The organism is Streptomyces sp. NPDC104309, assembly GCF_055584025.1.
Window position 1 is genome coordinate 58,110 of the sequence record NZ_JBVJMV010000014.1, and the last position, 25,854, is coordinate 83,963.

At 69.0% G+C, this 25,854-nt stretch carries 20 protein-coding genes and 3 pseudogenes; 13 read left to right on the forward strand and 10 right to left on the reverse strand.

Annotated elements, in window-relative coordinates:
• Positions 1-46: 46 nt before the first annotated feature.
• Entirely contained in the window at positions 47-2,062 is a 2,016-nt protein-coding gene (locus ACZ68L_RS21545; RefSeq protein ID WP_469579249.1) for an FAD-dependent oxidoreductase, read from the reverse strand.
• A 238-nt stretch (positions 2,063-2,300) separates the two neighbouring features.
• On the opposite strand from ACZ68L_RS21545, the gene ACZ68L_RS21550 reads away from it, so the two are divergent.
• On the forward strand, positions 2,301-2,828 hold the full coding sequence (locus ACZ68L_RS21550) for a DoxX family protein (RefSeq protein ID WP_361444445.1): 528 nt from the start codon (positions 2,301-2,303) through the stop codon (positions 2,826-2,828).
• 62 nt (positions 2,829-2,890) lie between these two features.
• On the opposite strand, the gene ACZ68L_RS21555 is transcribed toward ACZ68L_RS21550, so the two are convergent.
• From ACZ68L_RS21555 to ACZ68L_RS21565, 3 genes are all read right to left on the reverse strand, one after another.
• A complete protein-coding gene (locus tag ACZ68L_RS21555; protein ID WP_469579252.1) occupies positions 2,891-4,510 on the reverse strand; it encodes a chitobiase/beta-hexosaminidase C-terminal domain-containing protein in 1,620 nt (539 codons plus the stop codon).
• 320 nt (positions 4,511-4,830) lie between these two features.
• On the reverse strand, positions 4,831-6,021 hold the full coding sequence (locus tag ACZ68L_RS21560) for a PP2C family protein-serine/threonine phosphatase (RefSeq protein WP_469579253.1): 1,191 nt from the start codon (positions 6,019-6,021) through the stop codon (positions 4,831-4,833).
• A gap of 324 nt (positions 6,022-6,345) precedes the next feature.
• Positions 6,346-7,188, reverse strand: coding sequence for a class I SAM-dependent methyltransferase (locus tag ACZ68L_RS21565; protein ID WP_469579255.1), 843 nt, complete (start codon positions 7,186-7,188; stop codon positions 6,346-6,348).
• 185 nt (positions 7,189-7,373) lie between these two features.
• On the opposite strand from ACZ68L_RS21565, the gene ACZ68L_RS21570 reads away from it, so the two are divergent.
• Complete coding sequence (locus ACZ68L_RS21570; RefSeq protein ID WP_469579257.1) at positions 7,374-7,994, forward strand: TetR/AcrR family transcriptional regulator; 621 nt, start codon at positions 7,374-7,376, stop codon at positions 7,992-7,994.
• Positions 7,995-8,361: 367 nt separating this feature from the next.
• Here the strand turns inward: ACZ68L_RS21570 and ACZ68L_RS21575 are convergent, their stop codons facing one another.
• Positions 8,362-8,823 carry a GNAT family N-acetyltransferase gene (locus ACZ68L_RS21575; protein ID WP_469579259.1) on the reverse strand — a complete coding sequence of 154 codons (462 nt, stop codon included), beginning with the start codon at positions 8,821-8,823 and terminating at the stop codon, positions 8,362-8,364.
• Positions 8,824-9,183: 360 nt separating this feature from the next.
• Here ACZ68L_RS21575 and ACZ68L_RS21580 point away from each other — a divergent pair, with 360 nt between their 5' ends.
• From ACZ68L_RS21580 to ACZ68L_RS21590, 3 genes and pseudogenes are all read left to right on the forward strand, one after another.
• Positions 9,184-9,894, forward strand: a complete 711-nt coding sequence (locus ACZ68L_RS21580; RefSeq protein ID WP_469579260.1) for a hypothetical protein — start codon at positions 9,184-9,186, stop codon at positions 9,892-9,894.
• A 151-nt stretch (positions 9,895-10,045) separates the two neighbouring features.
• Positions 10,046-10,327: pseudogene (locus tag ACZ68L_RS21585) on the forward strand (integrase core domain-containing protein); the annotation flags it as partial.
• Positions 10,328-10,668: 341 nt separating this feature from the next.
• On the forward strand, positions 10,669-12,045 hold the full coding sequence (locus tag ACZ68L_RS21590) for a S41 family peptidase (RefSeq protein ID WP_469579262.1): 1,377 nt from the start codon (positions 10,669-10,671) through the stop codon (positions 12,043-12,045).
• Positions 12,046-12,282: 237 nt separating this feature from the next.
• On the opposite strand, the gene ACZ68L_RS21595 is transcribed toward ACZ68L_RS21590, so the two are convergent.
• Positions 12,283-12,840 carry a DUF2690 domain-containing protein gene (locus ACZ68L_RS21595; RefSeq protein ID WP_469579264.1) on the reverse strand — a complete coding sequence of 186 codons (558 nt, stop codon included), beginning with the start codon at positions 12,838-12,840 and terminating at the stop codon, positions 12,283-12,285.
• Between the two features lie 453 nt (positions 12,841-13,293).
• On the opposite strand from ACZ68L_RS21595, the gene ACZ68L_RS21600 reads away from it, so the two are divergent.
• Complete coding sequence (locus ACZ68L_RS21600) at positions 13,294-14,487, forward strand: MFS transporter (RefSeq protein ID WP_469579266.1); 1,194 nt, start codon at positions 13,294-13,296, stop codon at positions 14,485-14,487.
• Positions 14,488-14,715: 228 nt separating this feature from the next.
• Here ACZ68L_RS21600 and ACZ68L_RS21605 read toward each other — a convergent pair whose 3' ends face one another.
• Positions 14,716-15,222 (reverse strand): pyridoxamine 5'-phosphate oxidase family protein, encoded by a 507-nt coding sequence (locus tag ACZ68L_RS21605; RefSeq protein ID WP_469579268.1) that lies wholly within the window; start codon positions 15,220-15,222, stop codon positions 14,716-14,718.
• Between the two features lie 243 nt (positions 15,223-15,465).
• Between ACZ68L_RS21605 and ACZ68L_RS21610 the strand changes: the two genes are divergently transcribed.
• Together ACZ68L_RS21610 and ACZ68L_RS21615 are read left to right on the forward strand one after the other, a co-directional pair.
• Entirely contained in the window at positions 15,466-15,945 is a 480-nt protein-coding gene (locus tag ACZ68L_RS21610; RefSeq protein WP_469579270.1) for a hypothetical protein, read from the forward strand.
• Between the two features lie 26 nt (positions 15,946-15,971).
• On the forward strand, positions 15,972-16,658 hold the full coding sequence (locus ACZ68L_RS21615; protein ID WP_469579502.1) for a vitamin K epoxide reductase family protein: 687 nt from the start codon (positions 15,972-15,974) through the stop codon (positions 16,656-16,658).
• Here ACZ68L_RS21615 and ACZ68L_RS21620 read toward each other — a convergent pair.
• On the reverse strand, positions 16,609-17,946 hold the full coding sequence (locus tag ACZ68L_RS21620; RefSeq protein ID WP_469579272.1) for a globin domain-containing protein: 1,338 nt from the start codon (positions 17,944-17,946) through the stop codon (positions 16,609-16,611). The genes ACZ68L_RS21615 and ACZ68L_RS21620 overlap by 50 nt on opposite strands.
• Positions 17,947-18,211: 265 nt before the next feature.
• Here ACZ68L_RS21620 and ACZ68L_RS21625 point away from each other — a divergent pair, with 265 nt between their 5' ends.
• Positions 18,212-18,913, forward strand: coding sequence for a response regulator transcription factor (locus ACZ68L_RS21625; protein ID WP_469579274.1), 702 nt, complete (start codon positions 18,212-18,214; stop codon positions 18,911-18,913).
• Positions 18,914-18,947: 34 nt separating this feature from the next.
• On the opposite strand, the gene ACZ68L_RS21630 is transcribed toward ACZ68L_RS21625, so the two are convergent.
• Positions 18,948-20,642: a sensor histidine kinase gene (locus ACZ68L_RS21630; protein WP_469579504.1), complete on the reverse strand. Its 1,695-nt coding sequence runs from the start codon at positions 20,640-20,642 to the stop codon at positions 18,948-18,950.
• 510 nt (positions 20,643-21,152) lie between these two features.
• On the opposite strand from ACZ68L_RS21630, the gene ctaD reads away from it, so the two are divergent.
• Positions 21,153-22,946, forward strand: coding sequence for an aa3-type cytochrome oxidase subunit I (gene ctaD / locus ACZ68L_RS21635; RefSeq protein ID WP_469579276.1), 1,794 nt, complete (start codon positions 21,153-21,155; stop codon positions 22,944-22,946).
• Positions 22,947-23,004: 58 nt separating this feature from the next.
• A complete protein-coding gene (locus ACZ68L_RS21640; RefSeq protein ID WP_469579277.1) occupies positions 23,005-23,367 on the forward strand; it encodes a hypothetical protein in 363 nt (120 codons plus the stop codon).
• 145 nt (positions 23,368-23,512) lie between these two features.
• Here ACZ68L_RS21640 and ACZ68L_RS21645 read toward each other — a convergent pair.
• Positions 23,513-24,003: pseudogene (locus tag ACZ68L_RS21645) on the reverse strand (NF041680 family putative transposase); the annotation flags it as partial.
• A gap of 518 nt (positions 24,004-24,521) precedes the next feature.
• Here ACZ68L_RS21645 and ACZ68L_RS21650 point away from each other — a divergent pair.
• A complete protein-coding gene (locus ACZ68L_RS21650) occupies positions 24,522-24,926 on the forward strand; it encodes a nuclear transport factor 2 family protein (protein ID WP_469579279.1) in 405 nt (134 codons plus the stop codon).
• A 201-nt stretch (positions 24,927-25,127) separates the two neighbouring features.
• A pseudogene (locus tag ACZ68L_RS21655) lies at positions 25,128-25,851 on the forward strand (transposase); the annotation flags it as partial.
• Positions 25,852-25,854: the final 3 nt, after the last annotated feature.

The following is a 25,854-nucleotide window of genomic DNA, read 5'->3' on the forward strand; positions in this document are numbered from 1 at the left end:
GGGCCGGGCCGGCGGAAACTCCCCGGGCCAGGGGTTTCCGGATGTGTCACAGCGAGGCCGCGAGCTCCGTGCCCTGGCGGATCGCGCGCTTGGCATCCAGCTCGGCGGCCACCTCGGCGCCGCCGATCAGATGCGCGCAGCGGCCCGCGGCGACGAGCTCCTCGTACAGCTCGCGACGCGGCTCCTGGCCCGCGCAGAGCACCACCGTGTCGACCGGCAGGAGATGCTGTTCGCCGTCGACGGTGAGATGCAGTCCGTCGTCGTCGATCCGGTCGTAGGAGGCGCCCGCGATCATCGTGACGCCGCGGTGCCGCAGCTCGGTGCGGTGGATCCACCCGGTCGTCCTGCCCAGCCCGGCACCGACCTTGCCGGCCTTGCGCTGGATCAGGTGCACGGTGCGCGGCGCCCTCGGACGTTCCGGGGCGCGGAGACCGCCCCGGTCGCGGTAGTCGGGGTCGACGCCCCACTGCCGGAAGAACACCTCGGGGTCGAGGCTCGCGGCATCCCCCGAGTCGGTCAGGAACTCGGCGACGTCGAAGCCGATGCCGCCCGCCCCGATGATCGCGACCCGCTCACCGACGCGTGCCTCGTCGCGCAGGACGTCGAGATAGCTGACCACGCAGGGGTGGTCCAGGCCCGGGATCGCGGGGGAGCGGGGCGTGACACCGGTGGCGAGGACGACCTCGTCGTAGCCGTCGAGCGCATCGGCCGTGACCCGCGTACCGAGCCGCAGCGCGACCTTCTCCTCCGCGAGCCGGGTACGGAAGTAGCGCAGCGTCTCGTTGAACTCCTCCTTGCCGGGGACCTTGCGCGCCACATTCAGCTGCCCGCCGACCTCCTCGGCCGCGTCGAAGAGCGTCACCTCGTGTCCGCGCTCCGAGGCGGAGACGGCGCACGCGAGCCCGGCCGGACCGGCACCGACGACCGCCACCCGCTTGACCGTGCGACTCGGCGACAGGATGAGTTCGGTCTCGTGGCAGGCGCGCGGATTGACCAGGCAGGAGGTGACCCGGCCACTGAAGACGTGGTCCAGGCAGGCCTGGTTGCAGCCGATGCAGGTGTTGATCGCGCCGGCGCGGCCCTCGGCCGCCTTGACGACGAAATCAGGGTCGGCGAGGAACGGCCGGGCCATCGACACCATGTCCGCCCGTCCCGAGGCGAGGATCTCCTCGGCGACCTCGGGCGTGTTGATGCGGTTGCTCGTCACCAGCGGTACGGAGACGGCGCCGCGCACCCGCTCGGTGACCCAGGTGTAGGCGCCGCGCGGCACGGAGGTGGCGATGGTGGGGATCCGGGCCTCGTGCCAGCCGATCCCCGTATTGATGATCGTCGCTCCGGCCGCCTCGATCTCGCGGGCGAGCCGCACGACCTCCTCCAGGGAGGAACCATCGGGGACCAGATCCAGCATGGAGAGCCGGTAGATGAGGATGAAGTCGTCGCCGACCCGCTCACGGACCCGGCGCACGATCTCGACGGGGAACCGGATGCGGTGCTCGTACGAGCCGCCCCAGCGGTCGGTGCGCCGATTGGTCGCGGCGGCGATGAACTCATTGATCAGATAGCCCTCGGAACCCATGATCTCGACACCGTCGTACCCGGCGTGCCGGGCGAGCTCGGCGGCCCTGGTGAAGTCCTCGATGGTCTCCTCGACCTCGTCGTCCGTGAGGGCGTGCGGGGTGAAGGCACTGATCGGAGCCTGGATCGCGCTCGGCGCCACCAGCTCGGGATGGTGCGCGTACCGGCCGAAATGCAGGATCTGCATGGCGATCCGGCCGCCCGCCTCATGGACGGCGGCAGTGACCCGCGCATGCTGCTCGGCCTCCGCCCCGTCGCTCATCTTGGCGCCGCCGGGGAAGGAACAGCCCCGAGCGTTCGGGGCGATACCACCGGTGACCATCAGGCCCACGCCGCCCCGGGCACGTTCCGCGTAGAAGGCGGCCATCCGCTCGAAGCCCCGCTCCACCTCCTCCAGACCGATGTGCATCGACCCCATCAGCACCCGGTTGGGGAGGGTGGTGAACCCGAGGTCGAGCGGGCTCAGCAGATTCGGGTACGGGCTCATGCGGGGGCTCCTCGCGCAGTGTCGTCGCGCCAGTTGTAGACCACCTGAACGCCATTGTGCAACAAGTTGCATAATGGCGTGCGTGACAGAGCCGCGCATGGCGGGCCATCCCCCGGACGGCCTAACACCAGGGCACACCGACGCTCCGCGCCGACGAGAGTGGAAACGCGACACCCGCCGCCACGGCGTGGGGCGGGGCGTTCCGACCCGCTACCCCTGAACCCTTGCGGAGGCTCCCATGGCCTGCCTCGACCGGCGTGATCTCGGCCTGCTCGTCCTGCGCGTCGGCACCGGCGCGGTACTGGCCGCGCACGGCACCCAGAAGCTGGCCGGCTGGTTCGGCGGCGGAGGCATCGAAGGAACCACCGCCGCGATGGAGGCCATGGGCTTCCATCCGCCGAAGTACAGCGCGGTCGCCGCCGGGCTCGGCGAGGCGGGCGGTGGCGCGCTGCTGGCCCTCGGCCTCGCCACCCCCGCGGCGGGCGCGGCCGCGGCAGGAGCGATGGCGGGCGCCGTGGCCGTCCACGCACCCGCCGGATTCTTCGCACAGGGCGGTGGCTACGAGTACCCGGCCTTCCTCGGCTTCACCGCCGCGGCGATCGGCCTGACCGGACCCGGCCGGTACTCCGTCGACCATGCCACCCGGCACACCTTCAACCAGCCCTGGATGGTCGCCCTCGCCTTCGCGGGCAGCGCGGTCGCGGCGGCGGCGGTCGTCGGCAGGCGTGCCAGGGGCCGGGCCGCGGTCGACCCCGACGCGACCTGACCCACCCGAAGGACAGGGACCGGACGGCACCCCAGGGAGGGAGCCGCCCGGTCCCGGCCGCGCTACTTGAGGAACGTCAGTGACGCGGCCGGGGAGGCGTTGCCGTACGCGTCGACGGCGACGACCCGCGCCACGTACCGCCTGCCCTCGACCGCGCCCGGCACCGGGATGTCGAGGGTGTTCGGCCGGGGCACGAAGGAGAAGTCCGAGAGGACCTTGGACGAGACGACCGAGGCGCCCGTGCTCCCGTCGGTGATGTCGACGTCGTAGTGGTGCACCATCTGGTCGTCCTCGGCCTGTGCGATCCGCAGCGCGGTGCCGCCCTTCGCGTCGTGCACCCGGGACAACGGCCGACGGGTGGTGAACTCCGGCGCCACGGTGTTGCGTTCGGCGTCCGTGTAGCGGAAGTTGTCCTTGATCTGCCGGCTCGTCGAGCCCTTGAGACGCACGGTCCAGTTGGCGCCGCTCAGGGTGCCCGCGCTGGCGTACGGCGGCTGCCAGCTCGCCGACCACTGGCCACCGGTGTAGATGTCGTGCTTGTCCGCGGCCATGTTCACCCGCGCGATCTCCGTACGGTCCTGGTAGACCTCCACGAAGAGCGCCTGCGCGGTCGGTGACTCGAAACGGTTGGCGAGGCCGTCCTCGGTGACCATCTGGTAGCCGTGGTCGATCTCGACGTAGGACATCGAGCCGTCGTTGACCGAGGTGAAGTCGCGCTGATGGATCGATCGGTCGTCGTTGATGTTCAGGTGCGAGTGGCCCGAGAAGAGGATGGCCTGCGGGAAGGCGCTGAGATCCTCCGCCAGCCGCGGGTTGGAAGCCTGCTGTCCGTCCATGGTCGTTCCGGTGGTGGGACGGTGTCCTTGGACCAGGACGGGCTTGCCCGCGTAGGCCGGGTCGGTGGTGATCGCGGCGAGCCGCTGCTTCAGCCAGGTGCGCTGCGCGGTGTCGGAGTTGTACGTCTCGGTGTTGACCGTGAGGACGTGCAGGCCCTTCACCTCCGACTCGTAGTAGCCGCCGCCCGAGTCGGGGAACCACGCCTTGGGGTATCCGGACCGTATCGCCGCGAGGCTCGCGTCGTGGTTGCCGTTGGAGATCAGCAACTGGGTGTCGGCCATGCCCTTGCGGGCGAGGTTGGCCTGGAAGATCTCGGAGACGATCTTGTGGTCGGGGCCCTTGCCGTCGCCGTTGTCGTTGATCATGTCGCCGTTGGACAGGATCGCGTCCGGCTGCGGGAAGATCGATCCGATGGTGTCGAAGAAGCTCTCATACTTCTTGTCGGCGCTCGCGTGGCTGCCGACGTGTACATCGGACATGACGACGAGGCGGGCGAGCGGCTTCTCGCGCGACTTGATCAGATAGCCGTAGGACGCCGGGACGCTGCTCTGCCTGCCGCGGAAGGCCACGGCCGTGACATTGGTGTCCTTCTCGATCCGCGGTGGACGGCCGGGCGAGTAGACGCGACTGTCGCGGGTCGGGGTCGTGCCGTCCAGCGTGTAGCGGACGGTGGTCCCGCGCTCGGCCCGGAACCTCAGCTCGACCGAGTGCTCGTACCGTCCGCCCGGGACGCTGACGCCGGGCGCGCCGGGCGCGCCGGGGGTGGCGGGGGAGTGGGCTTGCGCGGCGGTCGGGGAGACGAGCGCGACGGACGTCGCGGCGATCACGAGAGGGGTGAGTCTCACAGGGGTCCCTGTTCTCTGGCCCGGGAAATGCGGTCCGGGATTTCTGGTCCGGTCATGTAACGGCTGTATAACCGGTCTGAACCAAAGACGTTAGGTGGTGTGCGTCAGGCCGTGGTGGGGTCCGATCGACTCCCCGGTGAAGCGATCATGAATGTCTGGTTCGGGTGGCTCGGCCGTGCCCGATGCCTGGGTGCACTCTGCGGCAGACGTGGTCCCCTGGACGACAGGGGCCCCGGGGCGGAAGGAGTCTCCCAGAGGCAACAGGGGACCCCGGGACAGCAGGGGTGTTCCCCATCACCGCCCGTGCCGGACCACGCCGGTCAATGCCGTGGGCCGGTTGTTCCGGAGCTGTGCCGGAAACCGACGTGGCGGTTGGTCCTCGCGGGATGGCGTCCGGGACGGGGTGGGGTGGGGTCGCGGTGGATCGCGATGAGGGCGGCGTCGTCGGCCAGACGCCCACCGGCGTGGGCGAGGAGGTCGCGTCGCAGATGGTTCAGGAGCGTCTCCGGAGAGCTCTCCGTCCATCGGGCGGCCCGCTCCGCGAACGGGTAGAAGTCCCCGCCCCGGTCACGTGCTTCGGTGACGCCGTCGGTGTAGAGGAGGAGGGTGTCACCGTCCTCGAAGGGGAACGTGTCCACGGTGTAGTCGGCCGGCCCCATACAGCCGACTCCCAGCGGGGGCGCCGGGCGCAGACTCGGTACTCTGACGGAACGCCCCGGGCCAAGGAGCAGGGGTGCGGGGTGCCCGCAGCTGATCATGCGGATGATGTGGTCCTCGTCGGAGATCTCCAGGAGCAGTGTGGTGACGAAGCACTCCCCGATCGCCTCCTGCGATTCGAAGTCGTCCTCGTAGCGACAGACGCTCTGTTCGAGGGCGGCGGCGAGTTCGGGCAGGCCGGTGTGCTGAGGGGCGGCCTCGCGGAAGGCGCCGAGCAGGAGGGCGGCTTCTCCGATGGCGGCCAGACCCTTGCCCCTCACGTCCCCGATCATCACCCGCGTTCCGCCCCCCGTTCGGGTGGCCGCGTACAGATCTCCGCCGATCAGAACCTCGTCCTCCGCTGGCAGATACAGCGATGCGACCCTCAGTGGGCCGATCCGGTCCGGGAGCGGCCACAGCAGGACGTGCTGCGCGGCTTCGGCCACCGACCGCACGCGCGCCAGCTCCCGTCCGCGCCGCTCGCGTATCAGGGCGAAGCACACCGTGAGCGCCGAGAGCAGAGCGAGAGCAACGATCTGCACCACCATGCTCCGGGAGGACAGCACGCCGAATTGCCGGCCGATGTACGCCTGGGCCGTCACGGCCAGGAGACCGATGACACCGGTCGGGAGAGCGCCGGCGAACGAGGCGGTGATCGCCGGAGCGATGACCAGCAGCGGTCCCAGCCGGATGTCCTGCGGCGCGAGGATGTCCACTGCGGCGATCACGACGATGAGCACGACGGGAATCGCCAGCAGCGCATGGCTCGGCCGCCATGGTTCTCGCAGATCCGTAAACCGTTCACTGAGGCCCACGTCTTCCACAGTGCACCGACCCCCGGCCACGCACGACTCGGCCGGAGGACCTCGTCGATCATCCGCCGGGACTGAGCCGCTCGGCCCGGGCTGTCGTTCGGCGACCGGCACGGCGGAGCCGGACTTCGGCGCAGAACCGCGTCACTGGCCTTTCCGGCAGCGTGCGGATGCGGGAATCGGTGCTGTGCTGCCGCCGCGCCCGTACCGAGGGGGTCCATCACGGTGCGTGAAGGGTGCGGCATCGAACGTATCAGTGGCGCCGGCAGGGCGGTCCGGCTCCCGCAGGGCGGGGTCATCGCGATCGGGTTCGCCGCGCGGGCGGGGTCAGTTCGGGCGGTTGGCCGTGACGAGCCAGGCGGTGCTGCGCATGCGTACTGCTCCGTCCCTCTCGTGTGTGCGCAGGATGCCGGCGAGCTTCCTGCGGGCGCGGTTCCGGGCGTCTTCGTCTACCTGGCTCGTCAGGTGACGTCCAGGGCCCGAGCCGAGCAGGAAGTCGGCCGCGTCCTCCCCGTCGCGGCCCCAAGTCCCGTACGCCTCCACACGCGCCACCTCGATGTGCTCGAATCCGGCGGCCGTCAGCACCTCACGGGTGCTCTCCGGGGCCGCGAGGGAGAACATGCCGGGGCTGCCGGGTGCGCCGAAGCCTCCGATGGGCAGGATGTCGTGCAACTCCGCGAGGGCACGAAGCCATTCGTTGGCTTCGGCCTCGGCGGCGCAGACGAACGCCAAGCGGCCGCCGGGACGCAGCGCACGGGCGATGTTGGCGAAGGCGCCGACGGGATCGGCGAAGAACATCACTCCGAACCGGCTGATCACGACGTCGTACGCGTGGGAAGCGAAGTCGTGGATCTGGACGTCGGCCTGCTCGAAGTCCACGTTGGCCAAACCCTCGTGCCGGGCACTCTCGTGGGCCCGCGCCAGCATCGGCGCCGACAGATCAAACCCCGAGGCCCTGCCGCGGCTTGCGCGGCGGGCGGCCAGCCGTGTCGTGGAGCCGGCCCCGCAGCCGATGTCGAGAACCCGGTCGTGCTCCGCGATCGAGGCGGCGGCGATCAGGGTTTGGTCGAAACCTCCGTTCACCGCGTCCCAGCGCTTCTGGTTCCGGGCCCAGTGGTCCCCTTCGTAACCGTTCCACGCCTGCGCCTGTGCGGTGTTGACGACGCGCATGTGACTACCCCCTGTTGGACGTGGCTCCTGTTGGACATGGCCCCTTCTGGGCATGGCCCCCTGCCGGACGCGCCGCCCGGCAGACTAGAATGGGCGCTCGCCCAAACAGTATGGGCGCACGCCCATACTGGCAATCCCCTTGTTGGCTGCGGGGTGCGCCGCGGACTCGTACCAGGAGAGGACCCATGTCACCGCGCGGAGTAGCGATCCCCGATGTTCGCGAGCGGCTCTTCGACGCGGCGGTGCGGGTCCTGGCCCGTGAGGGCCCGGCCGCATTGACCAGCAGAGCCATCACCAGTGAGGCGGGCTGCGCCAAGGGCATGCTGCACAAGCACTTCGACGGCCTGGACGAATTCGTCGCCGAGCTGGTCCTGGACCGGTTCGCACGCAGCGCACGACAGGCCGCCGAACTCCACGGACGAGTCGGCCGGGCCACCATCGCCGAGAACCTCAGCGCAGTCGCGCTCGCGCTGCTTGATTCCCTGGACCCCGCGGTCGCCGGCCTGGCCATGACGCGTCCCGCCACCTCGCTGCGCATTCGCGAGGCGCTGGCAGCGGGAGCACCGGGCTTCGCTGCGATCCAGGATTCGATCGCCGACTACCTGGACGCCGAGGTCCGACTCGGCCGGCTCGGGACCTCTACCGACGCCGCCTCGATCGCGCTCGCGCTGGTCGGCACCGTCCACCACCTCCTGATGACGGGCTGGGCCGACACGCCGGAACCCCGCGATCAGGCGGAGCGGCTCGTCGGCCTGCTGATCGGCGAAGCCCCCGGTGGTGGCGCGGCCCTCGACGGACGGTCGTGATCTGCTTCCGCACGGTGTTTCACGGTGGGCGTCGAATGCGCCGCGGCCACTCCACTCGACGGAAGTCGGCGGCCGACTGTGTCATCACCGTCGCGGCCCGGGAATCCGCCGAGCCGCTGGACCGAGCGCGGGACATGGCGGCGCGGAGCAAGGGGGTTGATACTGGTGGGCTCGCGTATTCAACTGTCGCCGGTTCCCCGTGGAGCCCCGCCTGGATGGTGACCGTAGGTAACCTCCGGCAGGGTATCGGCGTGCGGCAACGGGGTCGGCCTCCTGGAGATGCTGACGGATGGTCGCGTTGAGTCCGGGAGTGGGGATGCCGAGGTCGTTGATCAGCTCGGCGAGAGTGTGAAGCACTTGTCCCCCCTCATGTCGCGCGGATGGCGACCTTCAAGACCGGAAGCACCCGGCCTGGGGCGACCTCTCGTTCGCCGATGCGCTTGGCTCCCATACGCAGGTAGAACCCTTCGGCGTGAGGGTCGGATTCCAGGGTCAAGGTGTGAAAGCCCGCGCTGCGGGCCGAGGCGACGGCGTGTTCCCAGAGCGTCCGCCCCAGCCCGGTGCCGATCACCTCAGGTTCGAGGAACAGGTCTGCCAGCTCGCCGTGCGGAGGTTCGCCTGTGATCTGGTAATAGCCCGCCACCGCACCGTCCCGCTCCGCGACAACGACATGCCCGTCACGAATGGTGGCGGAGCTGACCGACAGCATTTCCGCCATCCGATCCAGCATCGCCTGTGGATAACCCCAGTGCCCCTTCGACCGCCGTGTCAGCGCCGTGAGCACTCCCGCCTCATCGGGCTCAGCAGTTCGCAAGATGATCTCGTTCATGGCGCGGAGTATCACCCGCCTTGCCCTTCTGGGACGAAGGGATTTCACTCGGCAGACCCAGGTCGAGCCCCAGCGCCAGTGCCCAGCGGACCCCAGCCTGCTGGTGACCGTGCGTGATCCCCGGGGGCGTATCGGCTCCATGTTTCGCCGGTCTCGTGTGCGACATCCCGCGAGTTCTTTGATCCTCCGCTGAGCCCTTGACCCTGTGGCCAGGGGCTCTTGCTTCGTCGGGGGCACGACTGCCTACTGACGAAACTTCGGCATTCTTGAATCACTCTCGCCTTGTCCGAGCGATCTATGCTCTGGATGAAGGCGAGGGTCGATGCACCTCAGTGTAGTGACTGGGGGATGATCTCCTGCGTGACGAAGGAAGCGGATACGGGTGCTGGCGTTGACGAAGCCCATGCGTGGGACGCGCGGTTGGGTTGGGCGTTCGGGCTGATAGCCGACGATCCCGCCGAACGGGCTGCGGCGCTCGTCCGTCTTGCTGGTGTCCAGAGGAACGTGCGGGATGCTCTTGGTCGGTTCAATGAGTTGTGGCGCTTGACGCTGGCGCTTGGCAGACAGGACCAGTGGCAGGATCCGGCCTTTCTGCAGGCACATGAGATGTACGTCGAGGCCGGGAGGTATTCGCTGCCCAACGCGTTGTGGAACCGCCCGCCCGGGGACATCAGGACATGGCAGGGGCTGCCCTATGCGCTCCTCTTCCTGGAGTGGGAGGCAAGGTACCCGCAGGAGTGGACCCGGCATGCCAAGAATTGGGGCACGAAGCAGAGCCTCATACGGGCCGTGGCGGTCGCTGACCACGGCGAGACAGTCAGGACGAAGCTCACCGACCTGGTCGAGATCGTCGTTCAGAGGGCCTACCGCTGCAAGGACCGCGAGTACCTGTGCGTTGCTCGAGCCATTGACGGTGAGGATCTGCGCGGCAGGCTGGAAAATGCCGCTCGGTCTGACAACCTATGGGCACGGCGGCATGCCGGCTATGTTCTTTGGCTCCTCGATCGCCCCGCCGTGCCCAACACGGTCCACGTCTGGCAGAACTGGATTGCGGCCGAAGCCAGAGGGTGAGGCCTCCATCCTTCCCTCCTCTGCGAGGCGGTCGCCGACTCGGTCTTCCTCCTTCGGGTGCTCTGCCCGGCTGTGACGTAACTTCGGGATTTCTGAAGCGTTCTCACCGTGTCCGACTGATCTGCATTCGGACTGAAGGCGAGGAGGCTCCTTCGCTGACGCCTGCCGCCTCGCCGGCGTCCGCCAGAGCATGAGCGCGGTCGGTAGCAGCGCGGACAACGCCGCCGCAGAATCGTTCAACGCGACCTTCAAAAGGGAGACGTTGAAGAGGCGAAAGGGCTGGTCAAACGAACGTGAGGCCCGACTCGACGCCTTCCGATGGCTGTCCCGCTACAACACCCGACGCCGACATTCCCGGCTCGGCCAGCGATCCCCGATCGCTTACGAGAACACCTTCCACCCAACAGCAACTACCCTGACCCGAGCCGCATAGACGTGTTCAAGATCCGGGGTCAAGGCCCGCTCTCGGCTACCACGACAAATCCACCAGCCGCTTTCTCAGGGAAACCGGTGGGACCTGGAGCCGATACACCGCTGGCGATCACAGCCGGTCACCAGCGGGCTGGATTCCTCGGGGAACTAGCAGCGGGTGAATACGCACGACCACCAGTAGCGCGGCGCTGGTCGGCCCCCCAACGCGATCGTCCAGGGGACTGCCGGTGGTGGGGGGCTGGCCCCACCACCGATCAACCAGACAGCCGGATGGTCGGGAGAACGTCGCGTCGGCGACGGTTGGGCTGTCCCGAGCAAGTCGCCCACAGAGAAGGCACATTCGTGCGCATTATCACGGCCACCGCCGTCGTGCTGGCCCTCACCGGCCAAGCCGCGCCGGCCGCCAACGCCCAACAGCCGACCACCGACGGAATCTGGCGCATGGACGGCTACGGCACAGTGTTATCCATCCGGAACGGAACTTTCCAGGAGTACCAGACCACCGCCGTCAGCTGCCTCAAGGGAGACTCTGCGCAGCGGACCGGTCCCGGCACCTACACCACGCCCGACGGCGTCGTCCTGACCGTGCGCGCCCAAGAAAGCCGCGACCACGCGTTCCTGCGCGCGGACGACGCCGTCGGCAGCCGGAACCTCCAGCGCATCCCGGCGCTGCCCAACGCCTGCGCGCGCCCGACGGCCAAGGACCCCCGCACGACCTTCGACGTCTTCTGGCAGACCTTCGAGGAGAACTACCCCTTCTTCGCGTCCAAGGGCATCGACTGGCACAAGACCCGCGACCAGTACCGCCCTCAGGTGCACGCCGGGACGACGAGGGACGAGCTCTACGCCGTCTTCAGCGAGATGGTCGAGCCGCTCTACGACGCCCACGTCGTCGTCCAGGATGGCAACCGCATCTTCGCCCAGGTCCGCCCCGGCACCGTCGTGCCCACCGGGGAACTGGACACCAAGGTCAAGAAGTTCATCGTGGAGCGCGACCTCAAGGACGCCCGAAACCTCCAGGACTTCGCCCACGGGCGGATCACCTACGCCGACCTCCCCGGCGGGCAAGGCTATCTGCGGATCTCCGGCTTCGGCGGGTACGCGGGCGATGACACTTCCTACGCTGCCCAGCTGGCCGAGCTCGACAGGGCACTGGACTCGGTCCTCGGCCAGGAGCGCACCCAGCGCCTGAAGAGCCTGATCATCGACCTGCGCATCAACGGCGGCGGCTCCGACGCCCTGGGCATCCACATCGCCCAGCGCCTCACCGACACCCCCTACCTCGCCTACTCCAAGCGGGCTCGCAACGACCCCTCCGACCCCGCCCGGCACACTCGCCCCCAGCCCGTGTACGTCACGCCCGCCCAGGGCCCCCGCCACACCGGACCGGTCGCGGTGCTGACCGGCGGCTCGACCTTCAGCGCGGGGGAGACCTTCACTCAGGCCCTTATGGACCGACCCGGCAAGACGGTCCGGATCGGGCAGCCCACGCAGGGCGTCTTCTCGGACGTCATGCCGCGCAAGCTCCCCAACGGCATGTCGGCCTGGCTGCCGAACGAGGAGTTCCTGACCCGGTCGGGCAGGACCTTCGACGGCACAGGCATTCCGCCGCACCTCACCGAGCCGGTCTTCACCAAGGAGGAGTTCGACAAGAAGAGGGACTCGGCCTTCGACAGGGCTGTGAACGTCCTGCGGAACTACGGAGGTACCACGAGCTGACGCAGGAGCAGCGGGACTGGTAGACAATCCGCTGGAGATCACGGAAAGTCACTACCACGCTTAGCAGCATCGACAACTCGCGACAGTCAAATACGCGAGTCCACCAGTATCAACCCCCAGCAACTCGTTTCAGGAGACCAACGGACGCGTCGCGGTAGCGCATGCGGCACGGAGAGCCTCAGCGGTTCCCGGCCTGTGACGGGTCACGATGCCCCGGCGGCGCTGAAGCAGCCCGTGTCACCGACTCTGACGAGCGGTCAGGACCGGATGCGACGACGGTCCTCGTGGGTGCTTCCGACGGGACCGGTGGCCCCGTGGGGATCGCGTCTCCGTTCCATGGGGCGCTGCCGGGCCGTCAGGCGGTTCCTGGAACCAGCGGCTGCACTCCCACTGCTTGTCGACGTCCTGGATGCAGGCCCGGTAGGAGTGGCTCGTCCCGACCATCGCGGTGTAGGTCTCCGCCTTCGGGGAGGGATTGCCGTCATACGACGTCCCTCCCTTGATCTCGATCTTGAAGAGCCATCCGTGGCCGCCCTTGTCCGCCTTGGCCCACGCCGCGCTGCACCGGTTCGAGACCCGCAGCCGGACGGAGGGGCCGCCGCCCGGTGCCCTGACGGTGCTCTTGGGTAGATTGTGCGCGTCTGTACCGCATCCCTGCGCTTGCGGGTTCTTGCCGGTGCAGGCATTGCCCTTGCAGTGGGACGCGGCGACGGCGGGAGTGTGGACTGCCGCAACGCACAGAGCGGCGGCGGCGAGGGCCGCGGCAGCGGAGGACAGCGAACGGCGGAGCTTCATACCGTTCCCTTCCGGGGATCCGACCGGTGATCCGTCGCTTCCTGGTTAGCGTGACGGTCGGCCCCGGAAAGCGGTTCCCCGGGTTGATCACCGGAAAGAGTGGACGGACCGGCGCCGCTGCCGAGGTTTTCGACCGACCGGCCCGACCGACCGGCCCGACCGACCGGCCCGACCGACCGGCCCGACCGACCGGCCCGACGGACCGGGGCGAAGTACACGTGCGCCGGGCGCGGCGGACGCGCACGTCGGCCCCTTCCGCGAGGCCCGCGTCACCGGTGGCCGGCCAAGGCGTCGTTCACGTACCGGCCGGGCCAACAGCCCTTTGCTGCCAGGTGCGCAAGGTGGCCGGCCGCACGGCAACGAGCCGCATCGGCACGATCGTGTGTAGGTTGAAGGCGGCTGGGTCGTGAGGGGACGGCACAGGCGTGACGGGCGAGGACAGGAAGAGGCCGCATGGTCGCGGTACAACCGGCACCATGGCACAGGCAGGCGGTGCTCGCGGCCCTGATGCTGGCCGCCTTCACCTTCAACACCGCGGAGAACCTGCCGATCGGCCTCCTGGAACTCATCTCCGATGACCTCCGGGTTTCCTTGTCGGCGGTCGGCTACCTGGTCACCGGTTACGGTGTGACGGTCGCCGTGACGTCCCTGCCGCTGGCCCACGTGACGCGGACCATGCCCCGACGTCATGTCCTCACGGGACTGCTGGCCGCGCTCATCACATCCAGTCTGGTCGCGGCGCTGGCCACCTCCTACTGGCTGCTGCTCGGGGCACGGCTGCTGACCGCGCTCGCACAGGCGCTGTTCTGGGCCGTGATGGGGCCGGTCGCGGTGGGCCTGTTCCCGTCCGAGGTCCGCGGGCGTGTCGTCGGGGCGCTGTCCGTCGCCGGTTCGCTCGCCCTCGTGCTCGGCGTCCCCGCCGGGACCTGGCTGGGCCGACAGAGCGACTGGCCGGTGCCACTCGCGGTGCTGGCGGGTCTCGGGCTCGTCTCCCTCGTGACGATCGCGGCCCTGCTGCCGACCTCCCGTCCGGAAGAAGGGCGCGCCGCCTACGGAACACGTCCCGACGCCCGCCGGTTCGGGACGGTGCTGGCAGCAGGGGCCTTGTCCGCCGCCGGGGCATTCGCGGGGTACACCTACATCGTGAAGTTCCTGGGCGACGTGAGCGGGTTCTCCCAGAACGCGGTCAGCGCCCTGTTCGTGGCTTTCGGCGTTGCGTGTCTGGCCGGGGTGAGCATCACCGGGGCGCTGCTGGACCGCTTCCCGCAATCCGCGCTGACCACTGCCGTGGCCGTGCAGGCGGTGGGCATGCTCGGCCTGTACGCGGTCGGTACCGATCCGTCGGCGGCGGTGGTGTTCCTGGTGCTGATGGGCGGTGCGCTCGGGCCGGTGTTCATGGCAACCCAGAACGAGATGCTGCGCTGCGCACCGGGCCGCACGGATATCGCACTCGCGGCCAACTCCGGTGCCTACAACGCCGGTATCGCGGCCGGCGCCGCGCTCGGGGGACTGGTCCTGCCACGTGCCGACGTGCGCGGCACCTTCCTTGTGGGCGGGCTGCTGACCGTCGTGGCCTACGCGGTGCTGCTGGGCGAGCGGGTGCTGCCCGGAGGTGTCGTCCACAAGTCATGCCCACGTGAGGGGTGAGGGTGGCTCCGTTGCGTTCGGTGGCCGTGCCGTAGCGGGTGGCGACGCGGCCGCCGCACGGGCCACCTCGTACTGATGCTGCGCCAGGGCGCGTCTGGCCCCGCCGAGTCGGAGCCCGGTGCGAGCTCGTCGGTCGTCCAGCGCTGGAGCGGTGCCTGGGAACCGGTTGCGTCCGACCTTGCTGACGAATAGTCAGAGATGTCGAGGGCTATGAGTCTCCATCAAATGTCAGACGGCCAGCCGGATTCCGGTGATCAGATGCGGACGGATGCGCACCGCACAGTTCATCACGGGGCCCGACCAGGGGCGGAGCAGCCGTTGGTAGCGCGTCAGCGCGTCCGGATCGGTGACCGGGCGGCAGTACCCCGTGACGACGACACTCCAGCCCAGATGTGTCAGAGGATCGATGTCGTCGGCCTGGTAAGCGACCACGACTCCCCGATCGCCATGGTCGCCGGCCTGGGCGTACAGATCCGAGTCCCCATGGGTCAGGATGACGATCTGACCGTGGTCCAGCAGATGGTTCACCGGTCGGATGGCGGGAAGCGCGCGCTGAGTGAAGACGATTCGCCCGAGCGGCGCCCTGCCGAGCAGGCTCATTGCCTGGGCACCTGTCAATTCGACCGTGCGGCGTGGCCCGGTGGCCACCGGACCCGAAATCGGTGCCGTCTCCGATGGTGTGGTCACCGCCGTGCGCGCGGACGGCTGGGGCGCCTGATGGCATGAGTGGCTCATGGGGCCTGCCTCGTCTCCTGGTCTGCTCACCTGCCGCACGAGTACATCGTGTGGTGTCGTCCCCACGCCAGGGCCGAACGGCCCCAGGGCCGAACGGCCCTAGCGGCGTCGGACCTTCGATGGGTTCACTGCGGTGCATCGCATGCTGAGGGCCGGTCCAGTACCGGTTCCCGGGCCGGGCCGTGGCGTGGCGTGGCGTGCGGGATCGTTCGGACGGTGCGGTGCGCGCAGGAAGGAAACGTGGTGATCGCAGTTGTCGGGCACAGAGACCTCAACAACAGAACCCTGGAACTGGTGGAAGCTGAACTGAGAGCGCGGCTGGACCGCTTGGCAGAAGGTGCGGCCGCCTTGGTGCGGGCCGGGGCGGGGCTGCCGCTGGTGTTCGGGCGGGCCGCCCGGGAGGCCGGGCGGAAGCTGACAGTGCTGCTGCCGGCCCAGGGCGCTGTTCCCGCCGTGCTGCCCGAGCGGGACCGGTCGGCCGCAGGTGAACTCCTGGTCCTGGCCGAACACGTACGGCTGCTGGCTTTCGATCCGGCCGACCGCAACGCGTGTGTCAGCGCCGATGAACGTCTGGTGGAGACGTGCCGGACCGTGCTCGCCGTATGGGACGGATCGCCGTCGGACGGCCGGGACGCCACCGCACATCTGGTTGCCTTCGCGCGTGCGCGAGGAATCCGGGTGGAGGTCGTCTGGCCGGTTGGTTCCGTACGGAGGCGGACATGAAACTGTCGGAGCGTGAGGCCGGGCAGATGGCGCAAGGGCCCGAGGCCGACGACCGGATCTGCGCCAGTGCGTCCGGGACGGGCCGTGATCGCGAGTGCGCCAGTGCGTCCGGGGCCGACCACGACCTGGAGTGCGCCGGGGCGAGGCGGGGGTTCGGATGGCTGTTGGTGATCACCGCCGCGCTCGGGCTGCTCGGTTCGTTCGTCATCACGATCGACAAGTTCGAACTGCTCGCCGACCCCGGCTTCGTGCCCGCCTGCTCGCTGAGCCCCGTGGTGTCCTGCACGAATGTGATGCGCAGCGAGCAGGCGTCGGTGTTCGGCTTCCCCAACCCGCTCATCGGGCTGGTCGCCTTCGGGGTGGTGATGGGGGCCGGCGCGGGCCTGCTCGCAGGCGCACGCTACAGACGCTGGTACTGGTTGGGGCTGAACCTCGGCACGCTGTTCGGCGTCGGCTTCTGCATGTGGCTGATGACGCAGGCGTTGTACGACATAGGCGCGCTCTGCCTGTGGTGCGTGCTCGTGTGGGTGGCCACCATCTTCATGTTCTGGCACACCACGGTGCACAATCTGCGCCATGGCGTCCTGCCCGCCCCACGCGCCCTGGTCGCGGCGGTGCTGGAGTTCCCCCTCGTGGTGCCGGTGACCTGGTGCCTGGCCATCGTCATGCTGATAGCAACCCGGTTCTGGTCGTACTGGCAGACGTTTCTGTGACCGCGACGATGCCGGTGGTCTCGTGATGAATGTGCTCGGCCGGTACTCCGGCGGCGACCAGCCGCTCGGAGACGGCCCGCGCCGGCCCCGTGGTGGAGGCCTCGGGGGCCAGGGCCAGGAAGGCGTGCTGTCGGGCGGCGGCCCCGGGACGCGGGGTCAGTATTCCGTTCAGGGCCCGCAGCCCGGCTCCCGCGAAGCGGGCATCCGTCGCCTCGGCCGCGATGACGGTCAGCCAGGGGCGTCCGCGCCGGAACGCCTCCAGATACGTCGCGTCGTACATCTCTTCGGCCGTTGCCCGGTCCTCCGGCGCGGCGGGACCCAGCAGCAGCCGTACCCGGTGCGCACGGGACCGGTCGGCGTCGATCCGCTGGAGCAGCGCCTTCATCGGAGCCCAGCCCGTACCGGAGGCGATCAGCAGAATGTCCGCGGACGGGGTGTCATCGGGCAGCGCCAGCGCGCCGCGCGGGGCGCTGAGACGGACGACGCCGCCCTCCCGCGTACCGTGCACCAGGGCATCGCTCACCCCGCCGGCGCCCCGCGCCCGTACATGGAACTCCAGCTCACCGTCCGGATGCGGCGCGCGGGCCAGATAGTAGGGACGCCATGCCTGTTCCAGCAGCGGCGACTCCAGGGACGCGTACTGTCCGGCCTCGAAGGCGTAGGGCTGATGGGGCCGTACCCGCAGCACCGCGAGACCGGGCGTGCGGAGTTCGTGCGAGGTCACCGTCGCCTCCCAGCTGGGAGGTTCGGCGATCGCCTCGTCCGCGCCCCTGACCATCGCCGTAACAGCCAGCCGCAGCATCCGCAGCCAGGCATGCTCCAGGGCACTGGTCCACCGGGCGCCCGCGCGCACACGCAGTGCCTCGATCAGCGCTGCCTCGAAGGCCTCGAAATGCGCGGGGCGCACACCGAGCTTGCGATGGTCGCGCCCCAACTGCTCGAAGACGCCGATCATCTCGTCCGTACGGTGCAGATTGCCGATCAGATAGCGGAAGATCCTTACGAGATGGACCTGCTGGAACGCCATCGACTCGGGGAACAACGACCGTAGATACGGATGCCGCTCGAACAGCAGCCGGTACAGCTCGGCGATCAGCTCCTCCAGCGGGCTCACCAGTGGCAGGGAGCCGCTGATCAGCAGCTGGTCGGCCGTTCCGTCGTACGCCTGCGGGGCCTGGGCGCTCCTCGGTTCGGGACGGTTGTCGAACGGGGTCAGGATGCGTCGTCGCAGCCGCATCGCGTCATGCCGTGCGAGCAGTGCGTGGTAGTCCTCGCTCGAAGTGTTCATGGGCCGGTGACTCCTCGGTGCAGCGCAGTGGGGTGGCCGGGAATAGGAGATGTCCGTGATGCCCGGACGATCTTGGCGGCGCCAGTATGGCACCGCGTCCAGCCCGCTGACCGGCCCCGGCCACAGGGCCTTTCGGCCCTGTTCACACACTGTTTGCCATGCTGTGGGACCCCGGCGGGGCCAGGCCCGCGGACGGGCACATACTGGTTTTGGCCCTCTCCCCCAACCGATCGAGCATGATGTGAACGAGTCCGCGAAGTCCCCCTTGAGCACGACCCCGTCGCAGTCCGCGGCCCCCGTACGCGTCTTCATCCTCGACGACCACGAGGTCGTACGGCGCGGCGTGCGCGATCTGCTGGAAGCCGAGGACGGCATCGAGGTCGTCGGCGAGGCGTCCGACGCCCGGGAGGCGCTGGCCCGCGTACCGGCCAGCAGACCGCAGGTCGCCGTACTGGACGTACGCCTCGGCGACGACCGGGGCGGTGACCACGCCGGTATCGAGGTGTGCCGGGAACTGCGTGCCCTGATGCCCGAACTCGTCTGCCTGATGCTGACGTCGTTCGACGATGACGAGGCGCTGTTCGACGCCATCATGGCGGGCGCTGCGGGTTACGTGCTGAAGCAGATCAACGGAGCCGATCTGATCGCCGCTGTACGGACGGTCGCGTCAGGCACCTCGATGCTCGATCCACGGACGACCGCCCGCGTGATGGCGCGGCTGCGCGGCACCCAGCGAACCCCTGCCGAGGTGTCGGAGGCGTCGGAACTCGATGCGCTCACGCCCAGGGAAAGGCAGATCCTGGATCTCATCGGCGAGGGCCTCACCAACCGTGAGATCGCGGAACGCCTCTTCCTGGCCGAGAAGACCGTCAAGAACCGCATCTCCTCGATCCTTGCCAAACTGGGCGTGGGCCGCCGGATCCAGGCCGCGATGCTCGTCGGCCGGATCAAGGACCGCCAGGGCTGACCCCGGCCCGGGGGAGCTGACAGGCGCTCAGGCGTCAGTCGTGGAGCGGCACGCGCCAGACGATCCGGGTGCCGCCGTCCGCCGGCCGTTCGATGGCAAGGGTGCCGCCGCACAGCTCCGCCCGCGTACGCATGTTCGCCAGCCCCCCGAGGCGCCCGGCCGCCGGTTCGTCGGCATCGACCGCTGTCCCTGTCCCGAGGGCGGTCGTGACACCGTCCCGGATTCCGATGCCGTTGTCGGTGACGGTCAGGGTCACCGCGTCGTCGGCCGACAGCACGATGTCGATACGCGTGGCACGGGCATGGCGAGAGGCATTGGACACCGCCTCGGCGGCGACCGCCACCACGTGTTCGGCCAGTTCGTCCGGCACCGTGGTGTCCACCGGCCCGTCGATCCGCACCGAGGGCCGGAAGCCAAGGGCGTGTGCCGCCGCGCGAGCGGTCTCCGTCATCCGGTGCCGCAGCCCGCCACGGCCCGAACCGTCCGCTGTCCGCAGATCGAAGATGGTGGACCGGATGATCCGGATCGTGGTGTCCAGATCATCCACCGCCCGGCTGACCCGCTCGGCCGCGTCCGGCCGGTCCGCGATGGCACGCGTGGTGCTCTGGAGAGTCATCCCGGTCGCGAAGAGGCGCTGGATCGCCAGATCGTGCAGATCGCGGGCGATCCGGTCCCGGTCGTGCATGACGGCGAGTTCCTCGGACTCCGCCCGCCTGCGCGCCAGTTCCAGGGCGATGGCCGCCTGGTCGGCGAAGCCCGATACGAGCGCGACCTCGGTGTCGTCGAACGGCGGACGGTCCACCGGCCGCCCCAGGCGCAGTGCGCCTCTCGCTCCCGTGTCGACCTGCAAAGGCACCGTCACCACCGGACCCAGACCGTCCTCGGCACCGTCGCCGAACGGGTGGGCCCGGGGATCGGTACGGACATCGGCGCAGTGCACCGGTGTCCCGGTGCGGGCGGCGAGTCCGGCCAGTGATCCCCACGCGGGTACGGACAGTCCCGTCACGCGTTCGGCGTCCATGCCGTGGGCGACGGCAACCGTGAGACGTGCCTCAGCCCCGGGGGTCTCCGAAGATCCGGAGAGGGGCGCGGAAGGCGTCGGCAGCAGAATCGCGGCCCGGTCGGCCCCCGCCACCTCCATCGCCCGCTCAGCGATCAGATGCAGCACCTCGTCGGCGTCCGTCCCCGAGAGCAGGGTGCGGGTGATCTCGCCCAGTGCCTCCAGACGCCGCTCCCGGCGACGGCTCTCGTCGTACATGCGGGCGTTGTCGATGGCGACCCCGGCCGCGATCGACAAGGTGGTCAGCACCGCCTCGTCCTCGGCGTCGAAGCTCACCCCGCCCTGCTTCTCGGTGAGGTAGAGGTTGCCGAACACCTCGTCGCGAACCCGCACCGGCACTCCGAGGAAGGTGCGCATCGGGGGATGATGGGGCGGAAATCCGAAGCTGCGCGGATGGCTGCTCAGATCGGTGAGCCGCAGCGGTTCCGGGTGATGGATCAGCTCGCCGAGGATTCCGCGCCCGCACGGCGTCTGGCCGATCACGGCGGCGAGCTGCTCCGATATGCCGACCGGCAGAAACTCCAGCAGCTTCTGCCCGTCCCCGACGATGCCGAGCGCTCCGTACTGCGCGTCGGTCAGGGTCACTGCGGCCTCCACGATCCCGCGGAGCACCTCGGGCAGTTCCAGGCCTCGCCCCAGACTCATCACGGCATCCAGCAGGCTGCGCATCCTGTCCGGCCGACTGGGCTCGGGCCAGGTCGCCGGGGCGGGGCAGGAGGCGCCGGGCGCGTCGAGGGCGGGGGAGACGGAGCCGGGAGACGAGACTCCGAAACAGGAGTCGGGCGCGGTAGGTGCTGTCTCTGTCATCGGGGCGCCGCTCTCTGGGTCCGTGTGCCGTATGCCGGGAAGTTGCTCACCGGATCACCGCAGGGCTGGGACCGGTCCACGGACGGTCAGCCTACGACAGCCACGGGACCGAGGGCCCGCCGGTGCCCTGCCGCGGGGACCGGCTCGGGTGAGGCCGGTCGGCTGTCTGACGGATCCGAAGTAGGGCCGGTCGGCCCCGTGGAAGGTACCTGTCGGTCCCTGGAGGGCTTCGAGGGGCACGGCCAGGATGGTGCGGCCGGGAAGGTCCGGTCCGTCCCCTCGTGATCCGCCGGACCTTTCCGACCGCTCCCCTTCGCCCCGTCCGGCCGGGGGAGCGCTCGAAGAACCGCAACAGCTGGAGGACACGGTCCGGTGGACGCAATGGAATCGCAGGGCAATCAGACCGCCCCCGCACAGGGGCCCATGCCCCCCGACCCCGGTGCCGCCATTGCCGACGCGCACTCCACCAGGAACGGCCACCGGGCCACCCGGGCCGACACGAAGGAGCCGGCGGCGCACCCCGGCACCCGTCTGCCGGGCCGTTCGTCCCGCGGGCGGATCGTCGTCTCGTGGCTCACGACGACCGACCACAAGCAGATCGGCACGCTCTATCTCGTCACCGCGTTCGTCTTCTTTCTGATCGGCGGCGTGATGGCACTCGTGATGCGCGCCGAACTCGCCCGTCCCGGAACGCAGATCATTTCCAACGAGCAGTTCAATCAGGCATTCACCATGCATGGGTCGGTGATGCTGCTGCTGTTCGCGATGCCGCTGTTCACGGGATTCGCCAATTGGCTCATGCCGCTTCAGATAGGCGCACCCGATGTGGCGTTTCCGCGGCTGAACATGCTGGCGTACTGGTTGTTCCTCTTCGGTTCACTGATCGCCGCCGCGGGGTTCCTGACTCCTCAGGGCGCCGCCGACTTCGGGTGGTTCGCCTACGCTCCGTTGTCCGACGCCACGCATTCACCGGGCATCGGCGCCGACATGTGGATCATGGGGGTGGCACTTTCCGGCTTCGGGTCCATTCTCGGAGCGGTGAACTTCATCACCACCATCATCTGCATGCGTGCCCCAGGAATGACCATGTTCCGGATGTCGATCTTCACCTGGAACGTACTGCTGACCGCCGTACTCATCCTCCTGGTCTTCCCGGTCCTGGCCGCGGCGCTCTTCGCGCTGGAGATGGACCGGAAGTTCGGCTCACACATCTTCGATCCCTCCAACGGAGGCGCGCTTCTGTGGCAGCACCTCTTCTGGTTCTTCGGCCACCCGGAGGTCTATGTACTGGCTCTGCCGTTCTTCGGTATCGTCTCCGAGATCATTCCGGTCTTCTCCCGTAAGCCGATGTTCGGCTATATCGGTCTCGTCGCAGCGACGAGCGCCATCGCCGGACTGTCCGTCACCGTCTGGGCTCACCACATGTATGTGACCGGTGGGGTACTGCTGCCCTTCTTTGCCTTCATGACCTTCCTGATCGCCGTACCGACGGGAGTGAAGTTCTTCAACTGGATCGGCACGATGTGGAAGGGATCCTTGTCCTTCGAGACACCGATGCTGTGGACCACCGGATTTCTGATCACCTTCGTCTTCGGCGGTCTGACCGGAGTCATCCTGGCCTCACCGCCGCTGGACTTCCATGTCTCCGACTCGTACTTCGTTGTCGCCCACTTCCACTACACGCTCTTCGGTACGGTCGTCTACGCGATGTTCGCCGGATTCCACTTCTGGTGGCCGAAGTTCACCGGCAGGATGCTCGACGAGCGCCTCGGCAAGATCACTTTCTGGGTGCTGACGGTCGGCTTCCACCTCACGTTCCTCGTGCAGCACTGGCTCGGAGCCGAGGGAATGCCGCGCCGGTACGCGGACTATCTCGCCGCTGACGGTTTCACCGCGCTCAACACGCTTTCCACTATCGGCTCGTTCCTCCTCGGACTGTCGTTCCTGCCCTTCTTCTACAACGTCTGGAAGACCAGCCAGTACGGCAGGAAGGTCACCGTCGACGACCCCTGGGGTTATGGCCGCTCCCTGGAATGGGCCACGTCCTGTCCTCCGCCGCGGCACAACTTCACTTCCCTGCCTCGCATCCGCAGCGAGTCCCCGGCGTTCGATCTGCACCATCCGGAGATCGCCGCGCTCGAACTCGAACCCGCTGTACCGCACTGACCTTGCCAACTCCCCCCCCCCCCCCCCGCAAGCCCCGCCCTCAGGAGAGTGTTGCCCGATGTCCCACGGTGTTCTGGCGGTCGGTGTCGTCGTGCTCCTCGCATCCGGCAACGTCTGGTACCTGCCCGCGTATATCGATCTGCGGGCGGGCCAGGACCGGCCTCGCTCCCGGCGGCTGGCCGCGGCCGCTGTGCTGACCGGCTGGGGATCGGCGGCCCTCACGATGTTTCTGCTGCTCATGCCGGTCGATCCGAGTGCGATCGCGCTGCTGGCGGTCGCGGCCACCACCGCCGTGGGGTCCCTGACCGTCCAGGCGTGGCGGCGACGGGGCCGGGAGCAGCGTGAGGAGGAAGCCCGTTGGTCCGCGCTCTTTCCGGTACGGACCGTCGGCAAGGTCGGGACCGCCGAGGATGAGCAATGAGCGGCCCCTCGCGTACCGGAATGCCCCACCGGCTTCGGTGAGGCGGACGGCGACCGACGCGAGGTGCCGCGGCGTTCGCCGGGCGTCGCTCGCCGGTCTCGGGGCGGCCAGTGGTTCCGCCGCCACCTCCTCGGCGTGCTCTTTGTCTTCCGGCGGTTCGATGTGCGGTGATCGTGAGTTCGCGCTTGACGGTTCTGCCGACGTTGTAGCGGGGCGCCCGGCGCTCGTTCTTCGCGCCGGGTGGTCGTCCGGGGCCCGTGCCGGTGGGTTGGGAACACGGGTCGGGCAGGGGAGGTGAGCCCGGATGTCCCGGAAACCTCGGCGGACCCGGACCGGGGGTGAGCTTGTTCGAGGCGGCGGGTTTCACCCAGGGACGGCGTAGGTCCGCGGCCGGCGGTCGGGCGAGTCGGAGCTGGGTGCGGGCGGCGATCAGGGTTGCGGTCCAGCGGTCCGCCGCCTCTGGGGTGCGGATGTTCGGGGTGGTCCAGCCGAGGGTCCGTCGTGCGAAGCGGAAGGTGTGCTCAGGGGCGAAGCGGCGTAGACATGCCTGACGGCAAAGGTCGACATCGTCGGGGCAACGCCGGTCTTCGAGGACCACCACCAGGCGGGCGGGGCACCGCGTTGCTTCGACGGGTGACCCAGCCAGTACCGTTCGCAGCCGGTCCACATAGATCCGGACGTGGTTCAAGCCGCCGTACATCGCCCCGTGCCCGCCGACGGTGCTCGGGCAGCAGCGCCAGATCCGCCGACGACTTCACCGCACCGCCCGCGCACGTCGAGCTCCAGCGTCGGCTGGACCTGGACGGCATTCGGCCTGAAGCAGCACCAGGTCGGCATGTTCGAGCTGTCCGACGACAGCATGCATGCACCGCCGGCCGTCAGGCAGCGGCTTCGGGTACCCCCGGTTCCACATGCACTTGACCCCACCTGTTCCTCCTGGCTCAACCAGGTCGAGCGGTGGCTCCGGCTCCTGACGGCCAAGCCGATGCGGCGCGACACCCGCAATTCCCTCCAGGCGCCGGAGAAGTAAATTCGGAACGTCTACGCTGTCACCGTTGCCCATTACGTTCAACGGTCCCAGCGCCCGGGGAGGAAGCCGCGAAGCGCTCCGAGGTCCCCGGATCGCTCCGACCGCCTGCAGAAGGGACAATGCAATGGATCCTGATATCCGGACCAGGGCCGCAATCGAGGAACACTGGCGGGCATCGGAACGTGGGGATACCGAAGCCGAGCACGCCATCTACGCTGCGGACGCGATCCTCGACTACCCCCAGTCAGGTGAACGATTCCGGGGCCGCGCGACGATTTCGGCGCAACGTGGCGGGCACCCTGCCAACCGGCACTTCACCGTCCACCGGATCGTTGGCAGCGGAAACCTGTGGGTGAGCGAATGCCTCATCACGTACGACGGGGTGCCCACCTACTCAGTGAGCATGATGGAATTTGCCCACGAGCATGTAGTGCACGAGACGCAGTACTTCGCGGATGGCTTCGGTTCGCCTGAATGGCGGACAGCACTCGCGGAGCCGATGCCGGGCAGGAATATCGCCAGGGCCTGAACCGGGGCCGGCCTCGATCGTTCATGGGTCCGTGTCAGTTTGCTGACGCGGGCCCCGGGCTTTTGTGGATGGGCGTGTCCTGTCGTGCGGGTGTGGCGGGGTCCGAGTGTCGGCTCGGATGACCATGGAGTTCCATGGCGCCGGGGTGACGCGGTTCTTCGGGATGGGCGGGCCGGTCTGGTCAACCCCTCGCCAACGTCGGAGGCGGCGATATGGGCGGCGCTTGAGCCGTGGCGGAAGGCCCGGGGGTACACGATCCGGGCGAGATCCTGCTGGATGTGGCGCTCGCTGTCGCGTTGGGCGGGGACTGCCTGGCCGATGTGGGCCTGCTGCGGGCCGAGTCGGCCGTGTTCGGGCCGGTGTCCTCCGACCCGATGGTCTCTCGCCTGGTCGGCGGGCTGGCGTCGGGCGGCAAGCGGGTCTTGGCTGCGTTCCGCACCGCCCGCGCCGAAGTGCGCGAACACGTCCGGCGGTTGGCCGGGGATGCGGCGCCGGACGCGGACGGGCAAGTGATCGTGGACATCGACGGCTTCCTCGTCCTGGCGCACTCCGAGAAAGCCACCAACACGGCCAGCGAGGCGATCGTCGCCTTCGAACTGCGCCACCGGCAGCGGGCCCGGGCTGAGGATCGCATAACGCGCCGCCCGCGCAATCGGCCTGCGCAACCCCCCTCTCCACGATACGGCTCAGAACCGGATCTGGCTTGCGATCATCCAGATCGCCCTGGACCTGCTCGCCTGGATGCGCCTGCTCGCCCCGACCGGCGCCGCCCGGCTTCGGGAGCCCCGCCGCCTGCGGCTCCGCCTCTTCTCCGCCGCCCGACTCGTTCCGTCGCCGCATTCCCTGCCTCGCCGGACACTGGCCCTGGACCGACGTACTCACCCGCGCTCCGGATCGGCTGCAAGCCCTCCCGAACCCCGGCTGACCG

Bases quoted from the DNA above. Each gene is read 5' to 3' on its own strand.
- ACZ68L_RS21545 (WP_469579249.1), bottom strand. From the start codon at position 2,062: ATGAGCCCGTACCCGAATCTGCTGAGCCCGCTCGACCTCGGGTTCACC.
- ACZ68L_RS21550 (WP_361444445.1), top strand. From the start codon at position 2,301: ATGGCCTGCCTCGACCGGCGTGATCTCGGCCTGCTCGTCCTGCGCGTC.
- ACZ68L_RS21565 (WP_469579255.1), bottom strand. From the start codon at position 7,188: ATGCGCGTCGTCAACACCGCACAGGCGCAGGCGTGGAACGGTTACGAA.
- ACZ68L_RS21570 (WP_469579257.1), top strand. From the start codon at position 7,374: ATGTCACCGCGCGGAGTAGCGATCCCCGATGTTCGCGAGCGGCTCTTC.
- ACZ68L_RS21575 (WP_469579259.1), bottom strand. From the start codon at position 8,823: ATGAACGAGATCATCTTGCGAACTGCTGAGCCCGATGAGGCGGGAGTG.
- ACZ68L_RS21595 (WP_469579264.1), bottom strand. From the start codon at position 12,840: ATGAAGCTCCGCCGTTCGCTGTCCTCCGCTGCCGCGGCCCTCGCCGCC.
- ACZ68L_RS21600 (WP_469579266.1), top strand. From the start codon at position 13,294: ATGGTCGCGGTACAACCGGCACCATGGCACAGGCAGGCGGTGCTCGCG.
- ACZ68L_RS21605 (WP_469579268.1), bottom strand. From the start codon at position 15,222: ATGAGCCACTCATGCCATCAGGCGCCCCAGCCGTCCGCGCGCACGGCG.
- ACZ68L_RS21615 (WP_469579502.1), top strand. From the start codon at position 15,972: ATGGCGCAAGGGCCCGAGGCCGACGACCGGATCTGCGCCAGTGCGTCC.
- ACZ68L_RS21620 (WP_469579272.1), bottom strand. From the start codon at position 17,946: ATGAACACTTCGAGCGAGGACTACCACGCACTGCTCGCACGGCATGAC.
- ACZ68L_RS21630 (WP_469579504.1), bottom strand. From the start codon at position 20,642: ATGCGCAGCCTGCTGGATGCCGTGATGAGTCTGGGGCGAGGCCTGGAA.
- ACZ68L_RS21640 (WP_469579277.1), top strand. From the start codon at position 23,005: ATGTCCCACGGTGTTCTGGCGGTCGGTGTCGTCGTGCTCCTCGCATCC.
- ACZ68L_RS21650 (WP_469579279.1), top strand. From the start codon at position 24,522: ATGGATCCTGATATCCGGACCAGGGCCGCAATCGAGGAACACTGGCGG.